Source organism: Flavobacterium sp. W22_SRS_FK3 (genome assembly GCF_052113665.1).
Taxonomy (GTDB): Bacteria; Bacteroidota; Bacteroidia; order Flavobacteriales; family Flavobacteriaceae; genus Flavobacterium.
Genome location: NZ_JBGQOF010000006.1, coordinates 77,172 through 102,638 on the forward strand (window position 1 = coordinate 77,172; position 25,467 = coordinate 102,638).

Below are 25,467 nucleotides of genomic sequence, written 5' to 3' on the forward strand. Positions count from 1 at the left end.
GGGTTATACCCATCAACAAAAAACGATCAACCATCAACTTTTTAAGGTACTTCAATCTCGTTTACGATTTTATTGATGATGTCTACAGAAGTAATATTTTCGGCTTCAGCCTCATACGTTATCCCAACTCTGTGACGTAAAACATCATGTACAACGGCACGAACATCTTCTGGAATAACATAACCACGACGTTTGATGAAAGCGTAACATTTTGCTGCATTGGCAAGGTTGATGCTTCCACGTGGCGATGCTCCAAAGCTAATAAGAGGTTTTAAGTCGGCAAGTTTGTATTTCTCCGGGTAACGAGTAGCAAAGATGATATCTAAGATATATTTTTCGATTTTTTCGTCCATATAAACTTCACGAACAGCTTCTTGTGCGCGAAGAATTTGTTCTACAGAAACCACAGGATTTACTTTTTCGTAAGTTCCTTTTAAGTTTTGACGAATTACAAAACGTTCTTCATCAATTTTTGGATAATCAATAACTGTTTTCAACATAAAACGGTCAACTTGAGCTTCAGGAAGCTGATAAGTTCCTTCTTGCTCAACAGGGTTTTGAGTTGCCAATACTAAAAACGGACGATCAAGTTTAAAAGTCGTATCGCCAATAGTAACTTGTTTTTCCTGCATCGCCTCCAAAAGTGCAGACTGAACTTTAGCAGGAGCACGGTTAATCTCATCGGCCAGGACAAAATTAGCGAAGATTGGCCCTTTTTTAATCGAAAATTCGTTAGCTTTAATGTTGTAAATCATCGTTCCGACAACATCGGCAGGTAATAAATCCGGAGTAAACTGGATACGGCTAAAAGAACCCTGAACTGCTTGCGATAATGTATTTATCGCTAACGTTTTGGCCAAACCAGGAACACCTTCAAGCAAAATGTGTCCTTGTCCTAAAAGACCAATTAGTAAACGCTCGACCATATGCTTCTGGCCCACAATAACTTTGTTCATTTCCATTGTAAGAAGGTCTATAAAAGCACTCTCTCTTTCAATTTTTTCATTAATCGCTCTAATGTCTAAAGTCGTTGTATTTTCTTCCATATAAATATTTTTAAAACCTTGATTTCTATGCCTAACTTTTGAGAGTGCAAATTGAATATTTTTTGAGAAGTAAGATGTTAAAAAATGGTTAAAACTTCGACCAATACACCAATTTTAAGGACGAATTGTGATTCTATTTTTATATTTTTAAGAACTTTGGTGATTATGCTTTATTGGCAGATAATAATCATTGAAAATAATATAATAAAACATGTACAAAACAATGTTATCACCTATAATTTCAGGTACTATGAATTGGGGTGTCTGGGATAAAAATCTTTCGCGAAAGGAAATGGAAAACACAATACAGCTTTGTGTCGAAAATAAAATAACCACTTTTGACCATGCTGATATTTATGGTGATTATACTACAGAAACCGATTTTGGAAAAGCATTTTATAATAGCAAAATTTCTCGCGAAAAAATACAATTAATAACCAAATGCGGTATTCAGATTATTGCTGAAAACCGTAAAAATAAAATTAAGCATTATGATTATTCTAAAAACTATATTATTTGGTCTGTTGAAGAATCACTTAAGAAGCTAAAAACAGATTACATTGACGTTGTTTTATTGCACAGACCAAGCCCGTTAATGCAGGCTGATGAAATAGCGGAAGCAGTTGAGAAATTAAAATCGGAAGGAAAAATCATTGATTTCGGACTTTCGAATTTTACCAGTTCACAAACTGAATTAATTCGCCAGAAAACAGAGGTTAGCTATAATCAGGTACAATTTTCGGCTACGAATTTTGAACCTATGATTGACGGAAGCTTTGATTATATGCAGACTCACGGAATTCGTCCATTGTCATGGAATCCGCTCGGAACAGTCTTTAGGGAAGATAACAAAAAAACCCGTCGTTTAAAAAAATTGCTTTCTGTTTTGGTAGAAAAATATAGTTTGGGTTCAGATACGCTTTTACTTGCGTGGATTTTGAAACATCCGGCAGGAATTATGCCAATTGCAGGAACTGTAAATGTAGCCAGAATTCAGTCTCTTATGAAAGCCGTTGAATTAGATTTTGATACGGAAGACTGGTTTGCAATCTGGACAGAAAGCATGGGGAATGATGTGGCATAATAAAAAAACAAAGATTAGAAAAATTGTCAAAGAAGGATTAAATATAATTTATTCTTCTAATTGGTGATAAAAAAAATAACAGCATGAAAAAAACAGTTTTAATTACTGGAGCAACAAGCGGAATCGGAAGAGCTACAGCTCAAATATTGGCACGTAATCATTATAAGGTTATTATTTGCGGAAGACGAAAAGAAAGGTTAGCAAAACTCGAAAATGAACTTTCGGAATATACAGAAGTACATTCTTTGGTTTTTGATGTGCGGGATAAAAAGACAGTTTTTGAAAGTATAAATTCATTGCCGGAATATTTTTCGGAAATTGACGTTTTAATTAATAATGCAGGGAACGCACATGGGTTAGATCCTATTCAAAACGGAAATATTGATGATTGGGATGCGATGATTGACATCAATGTGAAGGGGCTTTTGTATGTTTCAAAAGCGATTATACCGCAGATGATTGAAAGAAAGTCGGGGCATATTATCAATATTGGTTCCATTGCCGGTAAAGAAGTTTATCCAAACGGGAATGTATATTGCGCTTCAAAACATGCAGTTGATGCTATTAATAACGGAATGCGAATGGATTTGAATCCATACGGAATTAGGGTAGGTGCAATTCACCCAGGAATGGTTGAAACAGAGTTTAGTGAAGTGCGTTTTAAAGGCGATGTAGACAGAGCATCGAATGTTTATAAAGGTTTAGACGCCTTACAAGCTGAAGATATTGCAGATATTATTCATTTTGTAGTATCCAGAAAATACTATGTTAATATTGCTGATTTAATTGTGTACCCAACGGCACAGGCATCGGCAACAATAGTCAATAAGAATATTTAGATTATTTGGTATTGGATTTCTTAGATTTTAGACTAGCTTAGACAGCGGATCTAAAATTATTAAATATTTAACAGGTTCAATGCTAAGAAGAATAAAAATCTAACATTTAAGAAGTCCAGTTAAATGATTAACAAACGCCTTTTAATAAAAAATCTGCTCGCTCATAATGATGAGAGCAGTTTTTATGATAAAAAAAGACAGTTGAATTTACATTCCCGTGAAGGAAAAGGAAAGTTTTTAAAACATATTTGTGCGTTATCCAATTCCAATCCAACGAATAATTCTTATATAGTGGTGGGTGTTGAAGATCAGGATAACGAAATTGTTGGGGATGATTTCTTTGATGACAGCCGAATACAAAATCTGGTCAATGCTTTTTTAGAAAATCCGCCTAGAATTCAGTACGAAAATGTACCATTTCCGAATCTTCCAAAAGATAAAGTAATAGGATTGGTTACGATTAAACCCAAAAGTAAAATTTCGTATTTTAAAAAAGGAATTCATACCATTCTTGCCAACAGTGTTTTTATAAGGCGTGGCAGTAATTCGGTTCCGGTAGAAGGTGAAATTGAAAAAAACTACCAGAATACAGAAACTGTGATCGGAATCGAAAATAGTTCGCGAAACAGTATTCAATATACACTCGACGGGGTATTTGATTTTATGAATTTCAGACATAAAGATATGTCTCCTAAATATCTTGTATTTAAAGAATTGTTTGTGATTTGCTGGGCGGGAGTGCCTAAAAAATCAAGAGACAAAACCTTTCTTTCCCGCGTAGATATTGAGTTAATAAATGAACAGATTAAACTTTTCTATTCCGCGCAAGATGTAGTAACCATTGTTTTTGATGATGATAGTTTTACCATAACAGAGTATGTTCCGTTAGGTTTAAATGATAAAACCAGTTATTACCCTTTAGAAAAACAAACTATTCATTTTTTTGATAACGGTTACTATAAAATTGATAGTCAAATGCTTTTTCATCCACCCGAGTTTAATAAGCGAATGCTCTTTCATATTTATAATTCGAATGTAGCCTTGCTTCAAAAACTTCAAAAAGGTTTTGCTTTATCAGAACGGGAATTTAAAGATTTAGAAAATCTTCCCTCTACTTTTATGATTTGTTATCTGAATGGTTTTGATGATGCCAAACAAAAACTAATTGATGCAAAATTACTTTTAAAACCATTTGGGCAAGTGTATTTGTCGTTTAAGGAAGCTTTGCGAATTTTGCGAAAAATGAAATATGATTTTCAGGAAGGTCCAAAGTCATAAAAGGTTCAAATGCTTTTTTGAATTGACTTTCGCCGAATTATTGTTTAAGAAAAATCATTGATAAATCAAGTATTTACTGATTTTTTCATACGGAAATAAAATCTCTTTTGGGCCATCAGCATAAGATGCAGCTTCGTAAGAATTGTAATAAAGAAGGAGTCCTTCGTCAGTATAAAATATATTTTGGGGCAATTGAAAAGTATCTTTTTCGAACATCAAACCGGTTGCATTTATATTTACCTGGGCAGGAATTTTATATTTGCTTCGGAATTCTTTTTCGGCGAAAGCCTTAAACTCATTTTCATTTTTAAATAATTCATCACAAAAAATGGTTTTCCCGGTATTTGGATTGAATATCAAAGAACGATAACCCTGATAGCCATGAGCGCCACCTGTAAAGGTATAATGATCAAGTTTTATATTTAAAATCTGATCAGATTGATATTCGACATTTCCTTTAACTGTGGCTTCCCAGCCAAATGTTTCGCTTGGAAATTTTCTATGCATTTCTTCGTAGGAGGCAATAAAAGAGTCAGTCAGATTATTATAATCTTTAGCGTCTGATGGTTTTTCTCCAAAATAAAGGATTTCTTTTAAAACGCTTAATATCTTTTTGTTGATGCTGTCTGCTACTACAGGAATATTTTTTGCAACCGGCACATCAATTGTAATTTTAGGACAATCTTTTTTGCAGGGTATTTTAGATTCTTTTTCAAAAACCTCGTTTTCAATAGTTAATGTTTTAGTGCATCCGGTTAGTAAAATAAGCACCATTACAAAAATAGAGTAGTATTTCATCTTCAAAAGTGTTAATTATATACAAAGGTAATAAGTTGTGTCAGGATAAGAATAAATTAAACGGTAAATTTGTACAAAATTTAAGAATTTAAATACGCTAACTATATGAAATTCAATACTAAAGTTATACATGGTGGTCAGCATCATGATCCAAGTACGGGAGCAGTAATGCCCCCGGTATATCAAACTTCAACTTTTCTTCAGACAAGTCCGGGACAGCCATTGGGAGATTATGAGTATAGCCGGGCATCAAATCCTACTCGTACGGCATTAGAAAATGCCTTGGCAAGTATTGAAAACGGTACTCGCGGACTGGCTTTTTCATCTGGTTTGGCTGCAACAGATTGTATTTTAAGATCTTTTAAAGCCGGAGACGAGATAATAGCCATGGACGATTTGTATGGAGGAACTTATAGAATGTTCTCAAGAATTTATAAAGATTCAGGAATTAAATTCCACTTTGTGGATATGACTGATCTTGCAAAGTTGAAGTCTTTGATTAACGAAAACACAAAATTGATTTGGGTTGAAACACCCACTAATCCGTTAATGAAATTGGCTGATATTGAAGAAATTGCCAAAATCACAAAAGAGAATAAAATCTGGCTTGCTGTAGACAATACTTTTGCAACACCTTATTTACAAAAACCTCTGGATCTGGGTGCAGATATCGTGATGCATTCTGCAACAAAGTATCTAGGAGGTCACTCTGATGTTATTGCCGGAGCTTTAATTGTAAAAGATGAGACGTTGGGAGAGCAATTACATTTCCAACAATTTGCAACCGGAGCAACTTTGGGACCAATGGATAGTTTTTTGGTTTTAAGAGGAATTAAAACACTTTCGTTACGAGTACAAAGACATTGTGAAAACGGAGAGAAAGTTGTGGAATTTTTAAGTAACCATCCAAAAATAAAAACAGTTTATTATCCCGGATTACCAGATCATCCGTTTCATGAAATTGCTAAAAAACAAATGAAGGCTTTTGGCGGAATGGTATCTTTTACATTTGTTTCAGGAAAAAAAGAAGATTCAATTTCTTTTTTAGAAAAATTGAAGGTGTTTACATTAGCTGAATCTTTAGGAGGTGTAGAATCATTAGCGAATCATCCGGCTTTGATGACACATGCTTCAATTCCTGCAGATAAAAGAGCCGAAGTTGGAATTACAGATGATTTGGTTCGTTTGAGTGTTGGTATCGAAGATGCCGAGGATTTAATAGCCGATTTAAAACAAGCTTTATCATAAAAACAATAAACCCCAACTCGAAAGAATTGGGGTTTTGTCTTTTATATTTTTTTTTTAGAATTCTAAATAATGGGAATATCCAAAATTGAACCAAACTTGAGAATCTTTTGCTTTGTTTTCTTTATAAAGATCTCTATTAGGATTTAATCCATCAATCCAGTCTGAATTGAATCCCTGATAACGTACTTCAAAAAGCAAATCATTCATTTCGTCTAATTTGTATTGAACTCCTACGCCAAGAAGGACTGAAAATGTAACACCGCTTTCTGTAGAAAAACCATATTTATTACCTTCTGAAGGTATCAAATACTTGTCTGGAGTAGTAGCAGGAATTCCCAAAGGCCCAAGAGAAGAGTCAGCATGTGTACTATAATAACTTGCCATGGCACCAACGCTCAGGTAAGGATAAAAACTTCCTACATATTTTTCGAATTCGTGAATTGTTGTAAAAGGTGAAAAATTTAATTGGGTTCCTATATTTAATAAAGTAGTTTTTCCACTCATAGCTTTAAGCTTTTCCTTTGTTAATGAAGGCTTTCCTTCTACCCAGCGGCCATAATGTTGGAAATTGGTTTTAGTAAACGAAATTTCAGAGCGAAATTTAAAATGCTCATTGAAATATTCATTCCCATTTGCAGCTGATGAAAAGTTCAGCCAGTGAACGGCACCAATTCCAAATCCGGTATTTCCAATATTTGTAGAATTATCGTGTCTCTGTCCATAATCGGACTGAAAAGCTACGGGACCAAATATAAAACCAATTTCGTGGGCCAATTGTGCATTTGATACCGTGGTAATACCAAATATTGTAAAAAAAGTTAGGGCTATTTGCTTGAACATGAGTTTTTGGGCTTTCAAATATTGGCAAATATATAAAAAACATAATCCATTTTAAATAATTAATTCTTCAATTAAAAAATAAGTAACAAATCACTTAAAAAGCTAATCATAATATGGGATTTAAAATGAAAAATAATAGTTGTAAATGGGAAACTTAATTTTGTTTGAAAAAAGCATAATTCTTGTAAAAATGTTATAAAAATAATTTTCTGATTCTGAATTTGATATACCTTTGTTGTGAATAACGAAAACGTTTTCTTAAGTGTATTTTCTTATTTAACAGATACAAATAACAATTTGTTTGAACAATTTATTTCAAAACGATGAAACAAAAAATAAATGAGTTTATGGCTCTTGTAGAGTCCAAAAACCCAAATGAGCCTGAATTTCTTCAAGCCGTTAGAGAGTTTGCAGAAACGGTAATCCCGTTTATTGCCGAACAAAAAAAATACGATGGAAAAAACCTACTTCTTAGAATAGCTGAGCCGGAGCGTTCTATAATTTTTAGGGTTCCCTGGGTTGATGATAAAGGAGAAATTATTGTAAATAGAGGTTTTAGAATTCAGATGAATTCAGCAATTGGACCTTATAAAGGTGGAATCAGATTTCATCATACAGTAAATCTTTCTGTTTTGAAATTTTTGGCTTTTGAACAGGTTTTTAAAAATAGTCTCACAACACTTCCAATGGGAGGAGGAAAAGGAGGTTCTGATTTTGATCCTGAAGGAAAATCAGACGCTGAGGTTATGCGTTTTTGTCAATCATTTATGACTGAATTATGTCGTCATATAGGTCCGGCTTTAGATGTTCCGGCAGGAGATATTGGAGTTGGATCAAGAGAAATTGGTTATTTATTTGGTCAGTATAAAAGAATTAGAAATGAGTTTACCGGTGTTTTAACCGGAAAAGGACTTGCTTATGGAGGTTCATTAATAAGACCTGAAGCTACTGGTTATGGAGTTGTATATTTTACAGAACAAATGTTGCGTACAATAGGACATGAGATAAAAGGAAAAACAGTTGCGATTTCAGGATTTGGAAATGTTGCCTGGGGAGTTGCTTTAAAAGTAAATGAGTTAGGTGGTAAAGTAGTAACTATTTCAGGTCCTGATGGCTATATTTATGATGAAGAAGGAATTTCAGGAGATAAAATTGATCATATGCTTGAAATGCGAGCAAGTGGTGATAACAGAGCAGAGATTTATCTTAAAAAATATCCAAAAGCGGTTTTTCATAAAGGGAAAAGTCCATGGGAAGTAAAAGTCGATATTGCTATTCCGTGTGCGACTCAAAATGAATTAAACGGAGAGGATGCTAAGAAGCTTATTAAGAATGGTGTCTTATGTGTAACTGAAGCTGCAAATATGCCTTCAACACTAGATGCAATTAAATTGCTTTTGAAAAACAAAGTGTTATTCGCGCCAGGAAAAGCTGCAAATGCTGGTGGTGTAGCGGCATCTGGTTTAGAAATGACTCAAAATTCAATTCGACTAAACTGGACAAGTGAAGAAGTTGATTTAAGATTAAAAGAAATAATGGTTGGAATTCATAACCAATGTAAAAAATATGGGGCAGGCAAAGATGGTTATGTTAACTATGTAAAAGGTGCTAATATAGCAGGATTTGTAAAAGTAGCGGATGCTATGCTTGCTCAGGGAGTAGTGTAGTTTTATCAAAAATTTCAAAAAATGCCTTCATTCATCTTTAATCAGGATAGAATCGGAGGCATTTTTAGTTTATTAAATTTCAGGGTGTTTTAAAAAATAATAATTTAAAACAGAACAAAAATCAAATACTTTCGTTTGTGTTATATTTGTCAATCTGAATCTTCCAAATAATGAAAAAAAGATTTTTATATATTTTATTTTTTATAGCGCTCCAAAACAGCTTTTCACAAAGTAAATTGTCCTGGCAGGGGTATTTTTCATATAATAATATTAAAGATGTTTCAGTTTCAGGAAAGGCAATTATTGCTGCGTCAGAAAATGCTTTGTTCTATAAAAATACAGTTACAAACATTATTAAAACAACCACAACTATTGATGGTCTTTCCGGACAAACAATCTCATCGATGTATTATAGTGAAGCTTCAAATAAAACATTAGTAGGTTATGAAAATGGTTTGATGATTGTTATAAATGAAAAGGATGGCAGTATTTTGAAAGTTGTAGATATTATCAATAAACAATTGCCATCGGGAATAAAAAAAATCAATCATTTTATGGAACATAATGGGTTGATATATGTTTCGTGTGATTTTGGAATTGTGCAGTTTGATTTATCCACTTCGCAATTTGGAGACACTTATTTTATTGGTGATTCCGGAGCAGAAATTAGTGTAAAACAAACTACTTTTTTTGATGGGTTTATTTATGCAGCGACTTCAAATGGGATTAGAAGGGCAGATAGTACCAATGCAAATTTAGTCGATTATAACCAATGGTCAGTTGTGAATTCTGGTGAATGGTCGAGCGTTGAAGCTTTGGATTCAGAGCTAATTGCAATTAATACAGCTGGCTATGCTCATCGCTATAATTCGAATGTTTTTATTGGGTTTTCACAGCTTCCACAGCCTTCTTTAGATATGCGTGCAGTTAATCATAATTTATTTATTACGACATCAAATGCTGTGTATGTTTATAATAATCAAATGATTCTTAATCGTCAGATTACAAATACTGAGGTTTCGGATGTTGGTTTAAGTTTTACCTGCGCAACATTACTTGGAAATGTTATTAGTATCGGAACTAAAGAAAATGGGGTGTTTTCATCTACTCTTTCAGGAGTTTCTGCTTTTGAAAACAATACTCCGGCTGGTCCTTTAAGAAATAACATTTTTTCAATAGATGCGGTTTCAAATCAAATCTGGGTTGTTTATGGAGACTATAATGTGTCATATAATCCGTATTCCTTAGATAGTTACGGGATTAGTAAATATAGTTCTTCGGGTTGGCTGAATATTCCTTACTCTCAGGTTTTTGATGCTAAATCAATGACTCGTATTATAGTAAATCCAAATAATGAAAATCAGGTGTATGCCAGTTCTTTTTTTTCAGGATTGTTAAAAATTGAAAACGATATTCCATCTATTTTATACAATGAGAAAAACAGTGGTTTGGAAACTTTAACCTTCTTAGGCCCCACTTATATTGATGTTCGTATAAACGGAACTGCGTTTGATAAGGCAGGAAATCTATGGATAACTAATAGTCTAGTTAAAAATGGACTGAAGGTTTTAAAAACCAATGGGCAATGGCAAAGTTATGCTATGACAAGCATTCTGGATGATGCTGAAAATACTTCTTATGGGGATATTGTTGTTGATAAAAATAATACAAAATGGATAGCAAATAATAGAAATGGAGTCATTGGTTTTAATGAAGCATCCAATACATACAAAAAAATAACTGCCGGAACTGATACAGGAAACTTACCAATTTATGATGCCAGATCCCTGGCGGTTGATACTAAAAATCAGCTTTGGATAGGAACAACAAAAGGACTTCGTGTTCTGTCTAATGTTGGGAGTTTTCAAAATGATGCCCAATTAAAAACGAATCCGATTATTATTGTAGAAGATAATTTGGCACAAGAATTATTATACGAACAATTTATTACTTCAATTGAAGTGGATGGAGCTAATAATAAATGGATTGGTACTGTCGATTCAGGAGTTTTTATGGTATCACCTAATGGTCAGGAAACGAAGTATCATTTTACTATAAATAATTCGCCGCTTCCAAGTAATGTTATAAATGATGTTAAAATTAACAATACAACAGGTGAGGTATTTATCGCTACTGATAAAGGAATGATTTCTTTTAAGGGATCGTCTACAGAAGCTAATGAAAATTTGAACAATGTATATATCTATCCAAATCCGGTTCGTCCTGCTTATTCAGGAACTGTAAAAATTGCAGGTTTACTTGATAAAGCTAATGTAAAAGTAACTGATATAGAGGGTAATCTGGTTTATGAAGCCATATCCGAAGGAGGAACAATAGAATGGGATACTACAGCTTTTGGCAGATACAAAGTGGCATCTGGCGTATATATGGTTTTTATTTCAGCTCAGGATGGAGGAGAAACTAAAGTCAAAAAAATAATGATAATTCGATAGTTTTGTCTCAATTTTCGGTCTTCTTAAAAAATAGAAATGCCATTTATTGAAGAAGTCTAAAATCTAAAAATCTAATTTTGTTAGTTAAAACCAAAGCAATCGTTATTTCGGCATTAAAATTTCAGGAAAAAAGCCTAATTGTAAAATGCTTTACGCTTTCAAGTGGACTGAAGTCTTATTTTGTACGTGATGCTTTTTCTGCTCGGAAAACAAGTCAGAAGATTGCTTATTTTCAGCCTTTATCTATTTTGGAAATTGAAGCAGTTCATAAAAACAAAGGAACGCTGGAAAATTTCAAAGAAATAAAAACAGCTGTTGCTTTTCAAACAATTCACACAGATCTGATAAAAAGCACAATGGTGATGTTTATTTCCGAAGTGCTGCATCATTCTATTCAGGAAGAAGAAAAAAACGAATCGTTGTTTGTGTTTCTAGAGACAGCTTTGTCGTGGTTGGATCATCATAGTGAAATCTCTAATTTTCATTTAATATTACTGCTTGAAACTACTAAATATCTTGGTTTTTATCCTGATGTTTCGGATTTGGATTTGCCTTATTTTGAAATGAATGAAGGTGTCTTTACTTTATTTCATGGAATTACAGCACTCACAGCACATGAAACCAATTTGCTTAAAAAACTATTAGAATTGAAATTTGATAATGATCAGAAAATTTTTCATGTAATCGAGAGGCAGTTATTGCTAAAAATTCTAATTGATTATTATAGCTTTCATTTAGATGGATTTAAGAGGCCAAAATCACTAGACGTCCTTAAAGAAATATTTTCTTAAACTGATTCCTATTTTTATATATTTGCGCAGTGAATTTTTGTTAAAATTTTGCTAATTATTTTTATAAGAAATGATTGCGATAACAAAATTTTTGGCTTAATTATTAATTCTTTTAAAGAAAAAACTGCTATGAAGAAAATTACATTTTCGATTTTTTTGCTTTTATTAATGAATGTTTCGGCGTTTTCCCAAAGGAAATATGACGAAATAATTACCACAGAGAACAATGTACAAGACATGGTTCAGAATGAAATAACAGGTATTGTTGTTTTTAAAGAAGGAGGTTCTATAAAAGGTTTAGATCCTGAAACAAAAAAAATTGTTTGGACGTTAACCAAAGAAGATTTCGGAACAATTACCGGTAAAGACATTTTAACAGATCCAGAATTAGGGACTCTCTTTAAAGAAAAAAGAGATCTAACTACCGTTCCAGGAAGTCCTTATGTTGAAGCTTACATCAACTCAAAATACCTAATTGTCAACACGGATACTGGTAAAGTAGTTTACAACTCTTCTAAAGAATCTTTCTGGGTATTTCAATCAGATTTTATTCCAGAAACAAATGAATACCTTCTTACTTTGAAAAAAGATGGAGATATGGCAATCGCTTTATTGGATATGGCAACAGGAGAACTTAAATGGACTACAACTGTTGATAAAGCAAAAGCTATGATTAGTTTTTCTTTGAAATTATCTGCCAATACAAACAAAGCAAAAATTAACGGAAACACTATTTATTATTTACTTTACGGTAATTTATATTCTTTTGACAAAGAAACAGGAAAATTAAACTGGAAAGCAACAGAAGAATATACAAAATTCTTTGAAACACAAAACGATAAAAATATTGTTGTAGTTAACGCTGCTGGTTTCTTCTCTAACAAACAATACTTGAATGTTTTAAGTACAGACAATGGAAAAAGTATCTGGAAAGAATCTATCAAAACAAAACAAGTTGTTTATCTAGAAGACTGGGGAACAAAATTATTAGTGGCTCACAATAGCGGTTTTAACTTTTTTGATTTAAAAACAGGAGAGAAAATCTGGAAAAAAGATGCTCGTGGTGATGGATTAAAAAGAGTAATTCCTATCGAACAGGATTTCTTATACGTTGCAGAAAATGAAATGATGTTGATTAACAAAGAGGGAGAAAAACTTTGGAAAAAATTCATCGAAATTTCTGATGACAAAGAAGACCCAATTTATTACTTAGGAAAAGTGGGTGAAAAAGTAATGTATCTTACAGGTACTTATGGAAACATGGTGGATTATAAAACCGGAGTTAAACTTTGGAAACGTAACATCAATTTTGATAAAAACCGTCCAGTTTTACCAGCTTTTGATGAAGCTTCAAACGCTTATTTAGTTTACAACGACGAAAAATTATACAAATTTGATCCAAGCATTAACGATAAGCCAGAGCCTTTCGCTAAAGTAAACATCAAAAAAGAAAAAGAATTAAACAGTATCGAATTGTTCCCTTGGGGAGTTGTTCTTTCAGGACCAGTTGAAGTAATGGGAGTTAATTTAGACGGAACTGTAAAATATCACCATGTATACACGCAACCTGGAGAAACAGGAAGACGTCTTATGAAAAGTGCTGCCATTGCAGGAAGCATTGGTTTAGGAATTGGTTCAGGAGTAAGTGCTATACAAGGCTCTGAATTGACAATGACATATCGTGATTCTAATGGAAACATGAGATCTGCAGTTGTTAGAGAAGAAAATTCATCAAAAATGAAACAATCTAGAGACATGGCAGCTGGTTCAGCAGCTCTTGGAGTTGTAGCGGCCAAATTTAATTCTCGTTTTAATGCAATGAAACAAAACAGAGATTTCTCTTATATTTTTGCAAAAGCAGATACAGGAGAAAAAATTCTTGTAAAAGTGAACAAATCTGATGGCGTTGAGGTTGATAAAATTATCTTCATCAACAACAAACCTCTTTATGAAATAGATCCAGCGACACAAAATATATTTTATGTTTCGGATAAGTCTATTCAAATTTTTAATAAAAAATAAAAACCCAAAGCCATCAGAAAGAAATTCTGATGGCTTTTTTTTGCCTATGAAAAAAATATTACTCTTTATAGCTTTGCTTGTAATTGCTTCAATTCAGGCACAAGAAAAAATAAGCTCAAAAAAGAAGAAATTTTATATACCCGTAATTAAATATTCAGAATTTCCTGTTCTTGATAATGCTTTAACGCAAACTACTTTTTATCAAATGGATAAAGAGTTAATACAAGAGGAAATTATTTTGAAGAAAAAATATTTTCACATCGATGGTTTTATAAAAGATCCTGCAAACGGAAAACTGAAAATTTACTTAACCGTTGCATTACCCAAATTTAATGCAACAAAAGTAGATAGTACTTTTGATAAAAAAAGAAACAGCTGGCAATTTCAGGTTTATTCTAACTATGATGTAAAAATAAAAGTGGATGCCAAGTGTGGAGATAAAATTTTATTTACCCAGGATTTTAATAGTACTGAATCTCGCATAGTAGGAGGTACATACGAAAAAGGCAAGGTAAAACTTGCTGTTGAGTTAAGTAATAAAAGAAGTGCACTAGCCGAAAAAGATGGTGATTATTCTGCAGAAGAATTAGGAATGGATCATATCATTTTTAGTTCTGTCGACAGAATTCAGAATTATCTAAATTATAAATTGGCTTATTATGTAGATGAATCTAAAATAAAGTTTGAATTTGTAACTTCAAAAGGACATTCAGAATACAATCAGATGTTGGCGTTTGAGAATGAAATTACAGCTCAAATGGAAAAAGTTACGCTTGAAAAAGGTTTAGATGAAAAGCTATTAACGCCACATTTGCAATATCTGGAAAGTTTACTGGTTAAATATCCGCCTTCACCTGCAAACGAAAATATCCGGTTTATTGTAACCAACAATTTGGCTGAAACTTATTTTTTGCTTGAGAATAAAGAAAAAGCATTACTGTATGCTAATTTGCTAGTCGAGAATGACAAACAGGATTCAAGAGGATCTTCGATTATTAAAAAAGTAAATAATGGCTATTTTGCCGATAAAAAAATAAGAAGCCATACGACCCGTTTTGCCGATCTTAAAAAATTAGGCGTTCAGATTGCCGAAGAAAAAGAAGAACGAAGATTAGCTTTTTTTGAAAAAATAGCGCTGCAGGAAGAAGAGTGGGAAGTAGAAAAAGCAGCCAGAGAAGCAAATGTAGAGAAAGCAAGAATGCAAAGATTTAATATGCTTGATTCGATACCTTATCAGCTAAATGCTAATTTACTAGCCAAAGTAATTGCTAATTTAGGCGGAAGCGAAGCCCTAAAGAAAATCGAAAAAGCACATTTGTTTTCTAAACTTAAAATCGAAGGAAATAATGTGACTCAAACTGAAGAAAAATGGGCAACGAACTCGAATTATATTCTTAGAAAAAAAATGCCGGAGAGTTATTATGAAATTGTAAACGGTGCCGAAGCCTGGAGCCACGACGATCGCGAAAGCGGTTTAAATGCAAAATGGACGAAATTAACCGCGTATGATTTTGGCAATTTGTCTAAAAATGTTGATTTAATAAATTTCCTTACAGATTTAAGATTGGATTTGTGGAATAATTTTGAAGTTTTACCAGATGAAATGTACGAAGGAAGAGAATGTTATCATTTGAATTATTTTGAAAAAACATTAAGTACCGGAAACAGAACAATTCCTAAAACAGATTATCACGTTTTTATCGATAAAGAAAACTTCAATATCGTTTCTACTGAAAAAACAGAATTTGATAACGGAAACAAAAGTTTCTTCGAAAGAAAACTGTTTGGAGATTATCGCCCAGTTGCCGCATTAAATTCAGGGAAAATTCCATATAAAGTAAATTATGAAATTGAGGATTTTAACGGCGAAACCATTTTTCAGGAACAAAGAGAGAAAATTGAAATAAATCCCGTTTTTGGAAATAGAATCTTTATGAAAGAAGTTTATTTCGGCGGATTTAAATAATTGTTACCATCCTATTAAAGATATTTAGAATTGATTAGTTTTTGGTTTATTTGCTCAGCGTTTTGAGAATAATATCAGAAATTAATCAATTTTTTTTTATTTTTTTGCCTATTGTCTCAACAAAAGTTTGTGAAATTTTAATAAAGTGATGGACAATAATTCAAAATTCCTTACTTTCGCACCTCGATTAAGAAAAGGATAAAATGAGCACAAAATTTACTGAATACAAAGGACTTGACTTGCCAACGGTAGCGTCAGAAGTACTTGATTTTTGGAAGAAAGAAAATATATTTGAAAAGAGTGTAACGACTCGCGAAGGTGCAGAGCCTTACGTATTTTTTGAAGGTCCGCCTTCTGCAAACGGATTACCGGGAATTCACCACGTAATGGCACGTGCGATTAAAGATATTTTTTGCAGATATAAAACTCAAAAAGGTTTCCAGGTAAAAAGAAAAGCCGGTTGGGATACACATGGTTTGCCTGTAGAATTGGGTACTGAAAAAGAATTAGGAATTACAAAAGAAAATATTGGGAAAACCATTTCTATAGAAGAATATAACGAAGCGTGTAAAAAAACCGTAATGCGTTATACTGACGTATGGAATGATTTGACCGAAAAAATGGGCTATTGGGTAGATATGGAAGATCCGTATGTGACTTATAAACCGAAATATATGGAATCGGTTTGGTGGCTTTTGAAACAAATCTACGATAAAGGTTTGTTGTACAAAGGATACACGATTCAGCCGTATTCTCCCAAAGCCGGAACAGGATTGTCTTCTCATGAAGTAAATCAGCCCGGAGCTTACAGAGATGTTACAGATACTACAATTGTAGCGCAGTTCAAAACCTTAACGGAAACGCTTCCAGGCTTTTTACAAGGTTTTGGAGATATCCACATTTTAGCCTGGACGACTACTCCTTGGACATTACCATCAAACACAGCTTTAACTGTTGGGCCAAAAATCGATTATGTTTTAGTAAAAACATTCAATCAATATACTTTTGAGCCAATCAATGTTGTTTTGGCTAAGAATTTAGTTGGAAAACAGTTCGGGAAAGGATTTTTTGCAAGCGAAGACGACGATGATTTTGATAATGTAAAAGAAGGCGATAAAAAACTTCCATATAAAATTTTAGCTGAAGCTAAAGGTATTGACTTGGTTGATATTCGTTACGAGCAATTATTGCCTTATGTATTGCCTTATCAAAATGCTGAAAATGCATTTAGAGTAATCGCCGGAGATTTTGTTACTACAGAAGATGGAACCGGAGTTGTACATACTGCTCCGACTTTTGGGGCTGATGATGCTAAAGTAGCAAAAGAAGCAAAGCCGGAAGTGCCGCCAATGTTGGTTTTAGATGAAAACGGAACTGCAGTTCCTTTAGTAGATTTACAAGGAAAATTCACTTCTCATTTAGGTGATTTGGCTGGTAAATATGTCAAAAACGAATATTATAATGCAGGTCAGGCGCCAGAGCGTTCTGTAGATGTTGAAATTGCTATTCGATTAAAAGAAGAAAATAAAGCCTTTAAGGTTGAAAAATACGTACATAGTTATCCACATAGCTGGAGAACTGATGAACCGTTATTGTATTATCCACTAGACTCCTGGTTCATTAAAGTAACCGATGTAAAAGATAGGATGTTCGACCTGAACGAAACTATCAACTGGAAGCCTAAGTCTACTGGTGAAGGACGTTTTGGAAATTGGTTGAAAAATGCCAACGACTGGAATTTATCTCGTTCTAGATATTGGGGTATTCCGCTGCCAATTTGGAGAACTGAAGACAAAAAAGAAGAAGTTCTTATTGGTTCTGTCGAAGAATTGTACAATGCGATCGAAAAATCTATCGAAGCTGGTTTTCAAAAAGAAAATCCTTTTAAAGGTTTTGAAATCGGAAATATGTCTGAAACAAATTATGATTTAGTCGATTTGCATAAAAATGTTGTTGATCAAATTACTTTGGTTTCGGCTTCAGGCCAGCCTATGAAACGTGAAAGCGATTTAATTGATGTTTGGTTTGATTCAGGAGCAATGCCTTACGCACAATGGCATTATCCTTTTGAGAATAAAGATAAAATTGATGAGAACAAAGATTTCCCTGCGAATTTTATCGCTGAAGGTGTAGATCAGACTCGTGGATGGTTTTATACGTTGCACGCAATCGGAACTTTGGTTTTTGATAAAGTAGCATATAAAAACGTAGTGTCGAATGGTCTGGTTTTGGATAAAAACGGGCAAAAAATGTCGAAACGTTTAGGTAATGCGACAGATCCTTTTGAAACAATTGCAGAGTATGGCCCTGATGCCACACGCTGGTACATGATTTCAAACGCAAATCCGTGGGACAATCTTAAGTTTGATATTGAAGGAATTGCTGAGGTTCGTCGTAAATTCTTCGGAACTTTATACAACACATATTCTTTCTTTTCGTTATATGCGAATATTGATGGGTTTAAATACGCTGAAGCAGAGATTCCGTTAAACGAAAGACCTGAAATTGATCAATGGATTATTTCTGAATTACATTCCTTAATCAAATTTGTTGACGAATGTTATGAAGATTATGAGCCTACAAAAGCAGCAAGAGCTATTTCTGACTTCGTTCAGGAGAACTTAAGCAACTGGTATGTTCGTTTGTGCCGTCGTCGTTTCTGGAAAGGTGAATATGCTCAGGATAAAATTGCTGCTTATCAAACGCTTTATACTTGTTTGTTAACAATAAGTAAGTTAAGCGCACCGATCGCTCCATTTTTTATGGATAAATTGTACAGAGATTTAACGAGTTCTACAGGATATGAGCAATATACTAGTGTTCACTTGTCTAAGTTTCCAAAATTTGTCGAAAACTTTGTTAATAAAACGTTAGAAAGCAAAATGCAGAAGGCGCAAACCATCTCTTCTTTGGTTTTATCGCTTCGTAAAAAGGAAATGATTAAAGTGCGTCAACCTTTGCAAAAGGTAATGATTCCGGTACTTGATGAAAATCAGAGAGCTGAAATTGTGGCTATTTCTGACCTGGTAAAAGCAGAAGTAAACGTGAAAGAAATTGAGCTTTTAGATGATGCTTCAGGTATTTTGGTAAAACAAATTAAACCTAATTTCAAGGCATTGGGACCACGCTTTGGAAAAGATATGGGTCTGATTTCCAAAGAAATACAATCTTTTTCAGCGGATCAGATTAACCAGTTAGACAAGCAAGGGACGCTGGATATTGTTATTTCTGGAAATAATGTAACTTTATCCTTAGAAGACGTCGAAATAACATCACAGGATATCGAAGGATGGCTGGTTGCAAATTCAAACGGAATTACAGTTGCGCTTGACATTACAATTACAGAAGAATTAAAAAACGAGGGAATCGCAAGAGAATTGGTTAACAGAATTCAGAATATCCGTAAAGATTCAGGATTTGAAGTTACCGATAAAATTAAGGTTCAAATTAAAAGAAGTGGCCTTTTAGAAGAGTCAATTCTGAAAAATGAAGACTATATTAAGTCTGAGACATTAACAGATGATTTGGTTTTTATAGATGCTTTAGAAAGCGGCATAGAAATTGAATTTGATGATATTAAAACAATGATATTAATTTCAAAATAATACAATACGATGATAGATGAAATTACAAGATACTCAGATGCTGATTTAGCAGAGTTCAAAGAAATAATTCAAAATAAAATACAAAAAGCACAAGCCGATCTGGATTTAATAAAAAGTGCTTATATGAATGATTTGAATAACGGAACAGATGATACTTCTCCAACATTTAAAGCATTTGAAGAAGGAAGTGAAACAATGTCAAAAGAAGCGAACTCACAATTGGCTATCAGACAGGAAAAGTTTATTCGCGATTTAAAAAACGCATTATTCCGTGTTGAAAATAAAACATATGGTATCTGTAAAGTTACTGGTAAATTAATTAGCAAAGAGAGGCTTAAAATTGTTCCTCATGCTACAATGAGTATAGAAGCTAAAAACTTGCAGAGATAATAATTTTAGAAAATTGATTGTAACAAAAAATGCTCCTTTTGGGAGCATTTTTTTGTTTAATGTATTAACAATTAGTAAGCACTGTAGAATGTAATTTATTAAAAGGGATTAATTACAATTTTCAAATTTTTTTACATAAAAATGGCTTTGTTTTTGTAAGAATACAAAAATCAGCGTTTTGAATGTATTTCATTTAAAACTGTTTTTAATTAAAGCCAGTTCTAATTGATAATGATGAGAGTAATGATTTAAGATAAATTTTTCTCTAAATCTAATTTGTGTTTTCTTAAAATAGCTCTTGTCATTCCTAAATTTGCTTTAGCTGAATCAGCAGCTAAATAAATCATAAATTTTTTGTTTGGAGAAATGTCAATAATGTGGATTTGATTGGAAAGGGTAATCAAAATATCTTCGATGTCCTGTTTTAAGTTTAAGGCTTTAACGGCACTTAGTTTTGCTTTTACAACTTCGAGGTTGTAAGCAGCTGCAAGTTCGGGGTCAAAACCCGGATCGATTGTTAGATTGCCAAAGCTTAATCCTGATTCGATTTCTGTTACAGCTACTGCTATAAAGCCGTTTACATTGGTTTTCATTTCATTTAAAAACACATTTAAAAAGTCGTTACTCATAGTTTGTTGGTTTTGATGGGTTAATATATTTATGTTATTTTAAAAGCGAGTTTTTACTAAGTTCAATCGAAAGTTCATCAGCTGTTCGCATTAATAATCCAAGATTGCTTCCGTCTTTTGAAAAGGCAATTACAAAATTTGAACTATTTATTTTGTTTCCAATAACAACACCATCTGTGGTTTTTAAAAATAATTGTTTAAGTGAGCCTTTTTCCAAATCCGATAAAAATTTTTCACTCATTGATAAAATAGCAGCGCTCATTGCTGCAATGCTGTCGCTGTAATCCATGTGTAGTGATGTGATTAATTTGCCTTTTCCGTTTAAAACTAAAGCAGATGAGGATTTAGTAGTAAGCAAAAAATCATTTAAGGTAATTGTAATTTCATTCATATTTGTAGGATTAGAAAGGGTTGTTAAAATTAGTTCATTTTTTCATTTTTATATATAAATCTTATGGATTGCTCGCTAAACAAGTGTTAATGTTTTTTAACAAATATAAATTAAATTATGTATCATTGTAATGTTAAACTGTTAATAATTTTAATTTTTCACTATAAAAAACTTACATCATGGCTAAAGTATTGAAATTCAAAGAAGTGAACTCCGATGTCGAAAAAAGAATGAAAGAGTTCGAAAAATTGCGAATTAAATTAAAGTCTCAAATTAGCAAAGACGCTGCAAAAAAAGCTAAGGAAGGAAAAGAGACAAAAGGATTGTTAAAATCTATCTCTGATTTTTTTACGGATAGTCCTAAAGAGACTTCTAAAGTAAAGGCTAAAAAATAACATTTGTAATCTATGATAAACAAAAACCTGTAGTAAATAGTTTTGTAAAACAATTAACGCTCTCTTTGGAGCGTTTTTTTTGATTTAATTACTACTTTTGCTCATCAAAAATTATAAAAATGTCATTACGAAAAGCGTATCTCCTTATATTTCTAGTTTTACTTGTTGATCAGATTTCTAAAATTTATGTGAAAACTAATTTTGTATTGGGTGATGAATATCCTGTTTTTAATTGGTTTAGGATTCATTTTATAGAAAACGAGGGTATGGCTTGGGGAACAAAAATCCCGGGAGAATATGGTAAGTTGATTTTAACTGTTTTTAGAATTTTTGCTGTTTTCGGGATAGGATATTGGTTATACGATTCTGTAAAAAAGAATGCTTCGTCTTATTTGGTGACAGCAATTGCACTTATCCTTGCAGGAGCTGCAGGGAATATTTTGGATTCTGTATTCTATGGGGTTGTTTTTGATGATAGTTATAATAATTTAGCGACTCCTTTTTCTCAGGAACCATATGGAACCTGGTTTCATGGTTTAGTAGTAGATATGTTTTATTTTCCAATTTGGAAAGGCAATTTGCCTGCATGGATACCTTTTTTTGGAGGAAAACGATTTGAGTTTTTTAATGCTATTTTTAATGTTGCCGATGTAGCGATTTCTACAGGTGTTGGAATTTTGCTTGTTTTTAATAAAAGAGCTTTTCCAAAACACTAAACTTATTTCTTAAAAATTCAAACACTAAATAAATTCCAAATTCGAATATTTGAATGCAAGAGCGATTTAAATATTCGAATTTGGAATTTTACATTTATTAGGATTTCGTATTTATTGTGCTATTTTTACAATACAAATACCTAAACGTATGCAAAGTCCGTCTTTCTCAATTTATGATGCGTCTGCAGGTTCCGGAAAAACCTATACTTTGGTTAAGGAATACCTTAAAATAATTCTTTTGTCGCCTAAAAACGATGCTTATCGAAATATTCTCGCCATAACTTTTACCAATAAAGCAGTTCATGAAATGAAAAGCCGTATCGTGGGAAGTTTATCTGAGTTTACCAAAGACGCTCCTTCTGGAAAAGCTGTAGAATTGATGGAAGATTTGTCCACGGAAACAGGACTATCAATAATTAAAATCAAAACAAAATCTCAAAATATTATCAAGCATCTTATTCATAATTATGCTGCTTTTGATATTTCAACTATTGATAAATTTACCCATAAAGTTATTCGTGCCTTTGCACACGATTTACATTTACCCATGACTTTTGAAGTAACTCTGGATACTGAGAATTTACTGGTTGAGGCTGTTGATGCTATTATTGCTCAGGCTGGTCAGGATGAGACTTTGACAAAGCTGCTCATCGATTTCACCATGGAAAAAACAGATGATGATAAAAGTTGGGATGTCTCTCGTGAAATTCTGGAGACAGGCCGTTTAGTTCTAAATGAAAATAATCGAAATGAGATTTTACATTTTCATGATAAATCAATTGAGGAATTTGTTGTCATTAAAAAGAAAATGTCTCTATTGTGTGTCGATTTAGAAAAAGAAAATGCTGATTTTGCAGTAGAAGCTTTGTCTTTAATTGATAAAAACGGAATCGACCTGAAATCATTTTCAAGAGGAACTTTTCCAAATCATTTAGAAAGTATTCGTGACGGAAAATTTAATCCAAAAAATAAAACTTTTCATGAATTTGATGATATTGCAATTAATAAAACAGCAAAAGACAAAGCTTTAATCGAAAACATAATTCCTGAGCTGCTTCAAATATTAAAGAAAATTTATAAGCATTTTGAAAAAAGGGATTTTTACAAAGCATTTTTAAAAAATATAACACCACTTTCTTTATTGAATACTGTTAGTAATGAACTGGCAAAAATTCAGTCGGAACAAAATGTTTTGTCAATTTCCGAATTTAATGCGATCATTCATCGTGAAATTCAAAACCAGCCGGCACCTTTTATATATGAGCGTTTAGGTGAAAGATATCGGCACTTTTTTATAGATGAATTTCAGGACACTTCTGAAATGCAATGGCAAAATTTAATTCCTCTTATAGATAATGCGCTTTCCGGACAGGATGATTTTGGTAATAAGGGGACTTTGATGATCGTGGGAGATCCGAAACAATCCATTTATCGCTGGCGTGGAGGAAAAGCAGAACAGTTTATTGAATTAAGTAAGGATATAAACCCGTTTAATAATCGGGATAAAATAATCAGACATTTAGATACTAATTATAGAAGTTATAGTGAGGTAATTGATTTTAATAATGCTTTTTTTAAATTAATTTCGGCTGAATTCTCAAATGAAGATTATAAAGATTTGTATGAGAATCATAGTTTTCAGCATTCAAATTCAAAAAAAGGCGGGTATGTAAATATTTCTTTTCTTCCTATGATTGAAAAAAATGATTTTGCGGATGAAGAAGAAGTAATCGAAAAATCAGATTTATATGTTTTGGCAGCCTTAAATACTATTCGAAAAGTTATCAGTGATGGTTTTGAATATAAAGACATCGTGATACTGACCCGAAAAAGAGATCAGGGAATCGCGGTTGCAAATTATTTGACTGAGCAGAATATTCCGCTTTTATCCTCAGAAACACTAATGATCCAAAATGCAACACAGGTTCGATTAATTATTCATCTTCTAAAATATCTCAATAATAGTATTGACTTAGAAGCAAAAGCAAATTTCCTGCATTTTTTAGCGAATACTAAAGAAATTGAAATGCCGGTTCATGATTTTATTGCTCAGGGAATGATGCAAAATTTTGAAAGTGATTTTGAAAAATGGCTTCTCACTTTTGATGTTTCACTTTCATTTGATGATATTCGAAAAAAATCACTTTATGAGGCTGTGGAAATTATCATATCTAAATTTGTTCTTCCATCAGATGGAAATGCTTATGTACAATATTTTCTTGATATTGTTCTGGAGCGTGATATTCGGAATCAAGCCGGAATAGCTGATTTTTTAAGTTATTGGAATAAAAATGCTGAGAAATTCAGTATTCCGTCTCCTGAAGGTAATAATGCGGTTCGAATTATGACCATTCATAAATCGAAAGGTTTGGAGTTTCCTGTTGTTATTATGCCATTTGCAGAAGAAGATTATAATAGGAAGCCAAAAGATAAATTGTGGCTGGACACTGAAGATGCAGATTTGGGTGTTCCAAAAGCTTTAATTGATAATAGCATTGCTGTAGAAGGTTTTGGCGAAAGTGCTTCTGTGGTTTTTAATTTAAAAAAACAAGAGGAATTGCTTGATAATATTAATGTTTTGTATGTAGCATTAACACGTGCAGAAGAGCAATTGTATATTATTTCTCAATCATTAAAAGAGAGAAAAGATGGGGATTTCCCAAATAATATGGCTTCATTTTTTATTAAATATTTGCTCAATAAAGGTGTTTATGATCCAGAGAAACTGGAGTATGAATTTGGAAATCCGACAAAACTGTCTCCTCCCGGGAAAGCGTTAGGTTTGGTAAAAACAATTCCAATAGTTTCAGAAGTTTTAAATCCAAAAAATATTAAAATTGCGCAGCGAGAAGCTTTGATGTGGGGTACATATCAACAAGAGGCAATATCGTACGGAAATGTAATTCATGAAATTCTGGCTTTTGTAAAAGACAAATCGGATATTGAATTGGCTATTACAAAAGCAATTGAAATTGGATTGATAACTTATAATCAAAAAGAAATCGTTTCGAAAACGCTGTATGAAATTGTAAATCATCCTGAAATAAGTATTTGCTTTGATAGTGACAATGCTGTTTTGAATGAGCAGACACTTGTTCAAAAACAAGGTAAAACTTTAAAACCGGACAGGATTGTACTGACTAAAGGTATGGAAGCTTATTTACTGGATTATAAAACCGGTGCCAGAAATCCTAAATATATACATCAAATTCAGGAATATCAAAACGCTATTGAAGATTTAGGATACAATGTGTTAAAAAAGGCTTTGGTGTATATAGGAACTGAAATCGATGTGGTAAATTTGTGATA

General features: G+C 32.8%; 19 protein-coding genes. 14 read left to right on the top strand and 5 right to left on the bottom strand.

Annotation, left to right across the window (positions count from 1 at the left end; all coding sequences use genetic code 11):
* Positions 1-41 precede the first annotated feature (41 nt).
* Complete coding sequence (locus ACEN2I_RS07565; RefSeq protein WP_134151343.1) at positions 42-1,046, bottom strand: AAA family ATPase; 1,005 nt, start codon at positions 1,044-1,046, stop codon at positions 42-44.
* A gap of 211 nt (positions 1,047-1,257) precedes the next feature.
* Between ACEN2I_RS07565 and ACEN2I_RS07570 the strand changes: the two genes are divergently transcribed.
* The 3 genes from ACEN2I_RS07570 to ACEN2I_RS07580 all read left to right on the top strand — a co-directional run bounded on the left by ACEN2I_RS07570 (position 1,258) and on the right by ACEN2I_RS07580 (position 4,247).
* Positions 1,258-2,130: an aldo/keto reductase gene (locus ACEN2I_RS07570; RefSeq protein WP_441765490.1), complete on the top strand. Its 873-nt coding sequence runs from the start codon at positions 1,258-1,260 to the stop codon at positions 2,128-2,130.
* Between the two features lie 83 nt (positions 2,131-2,213).
* The gene (locus tag ACEN2I_RS07575) at positions 2,214-2,969 is read left to right on the top strand and encodes an SDR family NAD(P)-dependent oxidoreductase (protein ID WP_441765491.1); all 756 of its coding nucleotides are present in this window, start codon (positions 2,214-2,216) and stop codon (positions 2,967-2,969) included.
* 123 nt (positions 2,970-3,092) lie between these two features.
* A complete protein-coding gene (locus tag ACEN2I_RS07580) occupies positions 3,093-4,247 on the top strand; it encodes an ATP-binding protein (RefSeq protein WP_441765492.1) in 1,155 nt (384 codons plus the stop codon).
* 54 nt (positions 4,248-4,301) lie between these two features.
* Here ACEN2I_RS07580 and ACEN2I_RS07585 read toward each other — a convergent pair whose 3' ends face one another.
* Positions 4,302-5,045, bottom strand: coding sequence for a PdaC/SigV domain-containing protein (locus ACEN2I_RS07585; RefSeq protein ID WP_441765493.1), 744 nt, complete (start codon positions 5,043-5,045; stop codon positions 4,302-4,304).
* Between the two features lie 105 nt (positions 5,046-5,150).
* Between ACEN2I_RS07585 and ACEN2I_RS07590 the strand changes: the two genes are divergently transcribed.
* Positions 5,151-6,293, top strand: coding sequence for a cystathionine gamma-synthase (locus ACEN2I_RS07590; RefSeq protein ID WP_441765494.1), 1,143 nt, complete (start codon positions 5,151-5,153; stop codon positions 6,291-6,293).
* Positions 6,294-6,347: 54 nt separating this feature from the next.
* On the opposite strand, the gene ACEN2I_RS07595 is transcribed toward ACEN2I_RS07590, so the two are convergent.
* Positions 6,348-7,133, bottom strand: a complete 786-nt coding sequence (locus ACEN2I_RS07595) for a THC0290_0291 family protein (RefSeq protein WP_441765495.1) — start codon at positions 7,131-7,133, stop codon at positions 6,348-6,350.
* A 323-nt stretch (positions 7,134-7,456) separates the two neighbouring features.
* Between ACEN2I_RS07595 and gdhA the strand changes: the two genes are divergently transcribed.
* From gdhA to ACEN2I_RS07630, 7 genes are all read left to right on the top strand, one after another.
* Positions 7,457-8,800: an NADP-specific glutamate dehydrogenase gene (gdhA, locus tag ACEN2I_RS07600; RefSeq protein ID WP_441765496.1), complete on the top strand. Its 1,344-nt coding sequence runs from the start codon at positions 7,457-7,459 to the stop codon at positions 8,798-8,800.
* Positions 8,801-8,970: 170 nt separating this feature from the next.
* Positions 8,971-11,253: a type IX secretion system anionic LPS delivery protein PorZ gene (gene porZ / locus ACEN2I_RS07605; RefSeq protein ID WP_441765497.1), complete on the top strand. Its 2,283-nt coding sequence runs from the start codon at positions 8,971-8,973 to the stop codon at positions 11,251-11,253.
* A gap of 77 nt (positions 11,254-11,330) precedes the next feature.
* Complete coding sequence (gene recO / locus ACEN2I_RS07610; protein WP_441765498.1) at positions 11,331-12,044, top strand: DNA repair protein RecO; 714 nt, start codon at positions 11,331-11,333, stop codon at positions 12,042-12,044.
* Positions 12,045-12,173: 129 nt separating this feature from the next.
* Complete coding sequence (locus tag ACEN2I_RS07615; RefSeq protein WP_441765499.1) at positions 12,174-14,066, top strand: outer membrane protein assembly factor BamB family protein; 1,893 nt, start codon at positions 12,174-12,176, stop codon at positions 14,064-14,066.
* Positions 14,067-14,112: 46 nt separating this feature from the next.
* The gene (locus ACEN2I_RS07620) at positions 14,113-16,032 is read left to right on the top strand and encodes a hypothetical protein (RefSeq protein WP_441765500.1); all 1,920 of its coding nucleotides are present in this window, start codon (positions 14,113-14,115) and stop codon (positions 16,030-16,032) included.
* A gap of 203 nt (positions 16,033-16,235) precedes the next feature.
* Positions 16,236-19,637: an isoleucine--tRNA ligase gene (gene ileS / locus ACEN2I_RS07625; protein WP_441765501.1), complete on the top strand. Its 3,402-nt coding sequence runs from the start codon at positions 16,236-16,238 to the stop codon at positions 19,635-19,637.
* A 9-nt stretch (positions 19,638-19,646) separates the two neighbouring features.
* Complete coding sequence (locus tag ACEN2I_RS07630; RefSeq protein ID WP_026983623.1) at positions 19,647-20,027, top strand: TraR/DksA family transcriptional regulator; 381 nt, start codon at positions 19,647-19,649, stop codon at positions 20,025-20,027.
* 248 nt (positions 20,028-20,275) lie between these two features.
* On the opposite strand, the gene ACEN2I_RS07635 is transcribed toward ACEN2I_RS07630, so the two are convergent.
* Both ACEN2I_RS07635 and ACEN2I_RS07640 read right to left on the bottom strand, forming a co-directional pair.
* On the bottom strand, positions 20,276-20,656 hold the full coding sequence (locus ACEN2I_RS07635) for a hypothetical protein (protein ID WP_441765502.1): 381 nt from the start codon (positions 20,654-20,656) through the stop codon (positions 20,276-20,278).
* 34 nt (positions 20,657-20,690) lie between these two features.
* Positions 20,691-21,047: a roadblock/LC7 domain-containing protein gene (locus tag ACEN2I_RS07640; RefSeq protein WP_441765503.1), complete on the bottom strand. Its 357-nt coding sequence runs from the start codon at positions 21,045-21,047 to the stop codon at positions 20,691-20,693.
* A 179-nt stretch (positions 21,048-21,226) separates the two neighbouring features.
* Between ACEN2I_RS07640 and ACEN2I_RS07645 the strand changes: the two genes are divergently transcribed.
* The 3 genes from ACEN2I_RS07645 (at position 21,227) to ACEN2I_RS07655 (ending at position 25,465) form a co-directional block, all read left to right on the top strand.
* Entirely contained in the window at positions 21,227-21,442 is a 216-nt protein-coding gene (locus tag ACEN2I_RS07645; protein ID WP_441765504.1) for a hypothetical protein, read from the top strand.
* A 119-nt stretch (positions 21,443-21,561) separates the two neighbouring features.
* A complete protein-coding gene (locus ACEN2I_RS07650; protein WP_441765505.1) occupies positions 21,562-22,158 on the top strand; it encodes a lipoprotein signal peptidase in 597 nt (198 codons plus the stop codon).
* 148 nt (positions 22,159-22,306) lie between these two features.
* Positions 22,307-25,465: a UvrD-helicase domain-containing protein gene (locus ACEN2I_RS07655; protein WP_441765506.1), complete on the top strand. Its 3,159-nt coding sequence runs from the start codon at positions 22,307-22,309 to the stop codon at positions 25,463-25,465.
* Positions 25,466-25,467 lie beyond the last annotated feature (2 nt).

Excerpts from the sequence above, each read along its gene's own strand:
- ACEN2I_RS07565 (WP_134151343.1), bottom strand. The coding sequence starts at position 1,046 with ATGGAAGAAAATACAACGACTTTAGACATTAGAGCGATTAATGAAAAA.
- ACEN2I_RS07570 (WP_441765490.1), top strand. The coding sequence starts at position 1,258 with ATGTACAAAACAATGTTATCACCTATAATTTCAGGTACTATGAATTGG.
- ACEN2I_RS07575 (WP_441765491.1), top strand. The coding sequence starts at position 2,214 with ATGAAAAAAACAGTTTTAATTACTGGAGCAACAAGCGGAATCGGAAGA.
- ACEN2I_RS07580 (WP_441765492.1), top strand. The coding sequence starts at position 3,093 with ATGATTAACAAACGCCTTTTAATAAAAAATCTGCTCGCTCATAATGAT.
- ACEN2I_RS07585 (WP_441765493.1), bottom strand. The coding sequence starts at position 5,045 with ATGAAATACTACTCTATTTTTGTAATGGTGCTTATTTTACTAACCGGA.
- ACEN2I_RS07590 (WP_441765494.1), top strand. The coding sequence starts at position 5,151 with ATGAAATTCAATACTAAAGTTATACATGGTGGTCAGCATCATGATCCA.
- ACEN2I_RS07595 (WP_441765495.1), bottom strand. The coding sequence starts at position 7,133 with ATGTTCAAGCAAATAGCCCTAACTTTTTTTACAATATTTGGTATTACC.
- gdhA (WP_441765496.1), top strand. The coding sequence starts at position 7,457 with ATGAAACAAAAAATAAATGAGTTTATGGCTCTTGTAGAGTCCAAAAAC.
- porZ (WP_441765497.1), top strand. The coding sequence starts at position 8,971 with ATGAAAAAAAGATTTTTATATATTTTATTTTTTATAGCGCTCCAAAAC.
- ACEN2I_RS07615 (WP_441765499.1), top strand. The coding sequence starts at position 12,174 with ATGAAGAAAATTACATTTTCGATTTTTTTGCTTTTATTAATGAATGTT.
- ACEN2I_RS07620 (WP_441765500.1), top strand. The coding sequence starts at position 14,113 with ATGAAAAAAATATTACTCTTTATAGCTTTGCTTGTAATTGCTTCAATT.
- ileS (WP_441765501.1), top strand. The coding sequence starts at position 16,236 with ATGAGCACAAAATTTACTGAATACAAAGGACTTGACTTGCCAACGGTA.
- ACEN2I_RS07630 (WP_026983623.1), top strand. The coding sequence starts at position 19,647 with ATGATAGATGAAATTACAAGATACTCAGATGCTGATTTAGCAGAGTTC.
- ACEN2I_RS07635 (WP_441765502.1), bottom strand. The coding sequence starts at position 20,656 with ATGAGTAACGACTTTTTAAATGTGTTTTTAAATGAAATGAAAACCAAT.
- ACEN2I_RS07640 (WP_441765503.1), bottom strand. The coding sequence starts at position 21,047 with ATGAATGAAATTACAATTACCTTAAATGATTTTTTGCTTACTACTAAA.
- ACEN2I_RS07645 (WP_441765504.1), top strand. The coding sequence starts at position 21,227 with ATGGCTAAAGTATTGAAATTCAAAGAAGTGAACTCCGATGTCGAAAAA.
- ACEN2I_RS07650 (WP_441765505.1), top strand. The coding sequence starts at position 21,562 with ATGTCATTACGAAAAGCGTATCTCCTTATATTTCTAGTTTTACTTGTT.
- ACEN2I_RS07655 (WP_441765506.1), top strand. The coding sequence starts at position 22,307 with ATGCAAAGTCCGTCTTTCTCAATTTATGATGCGTCTGCAGGTTCCGGA.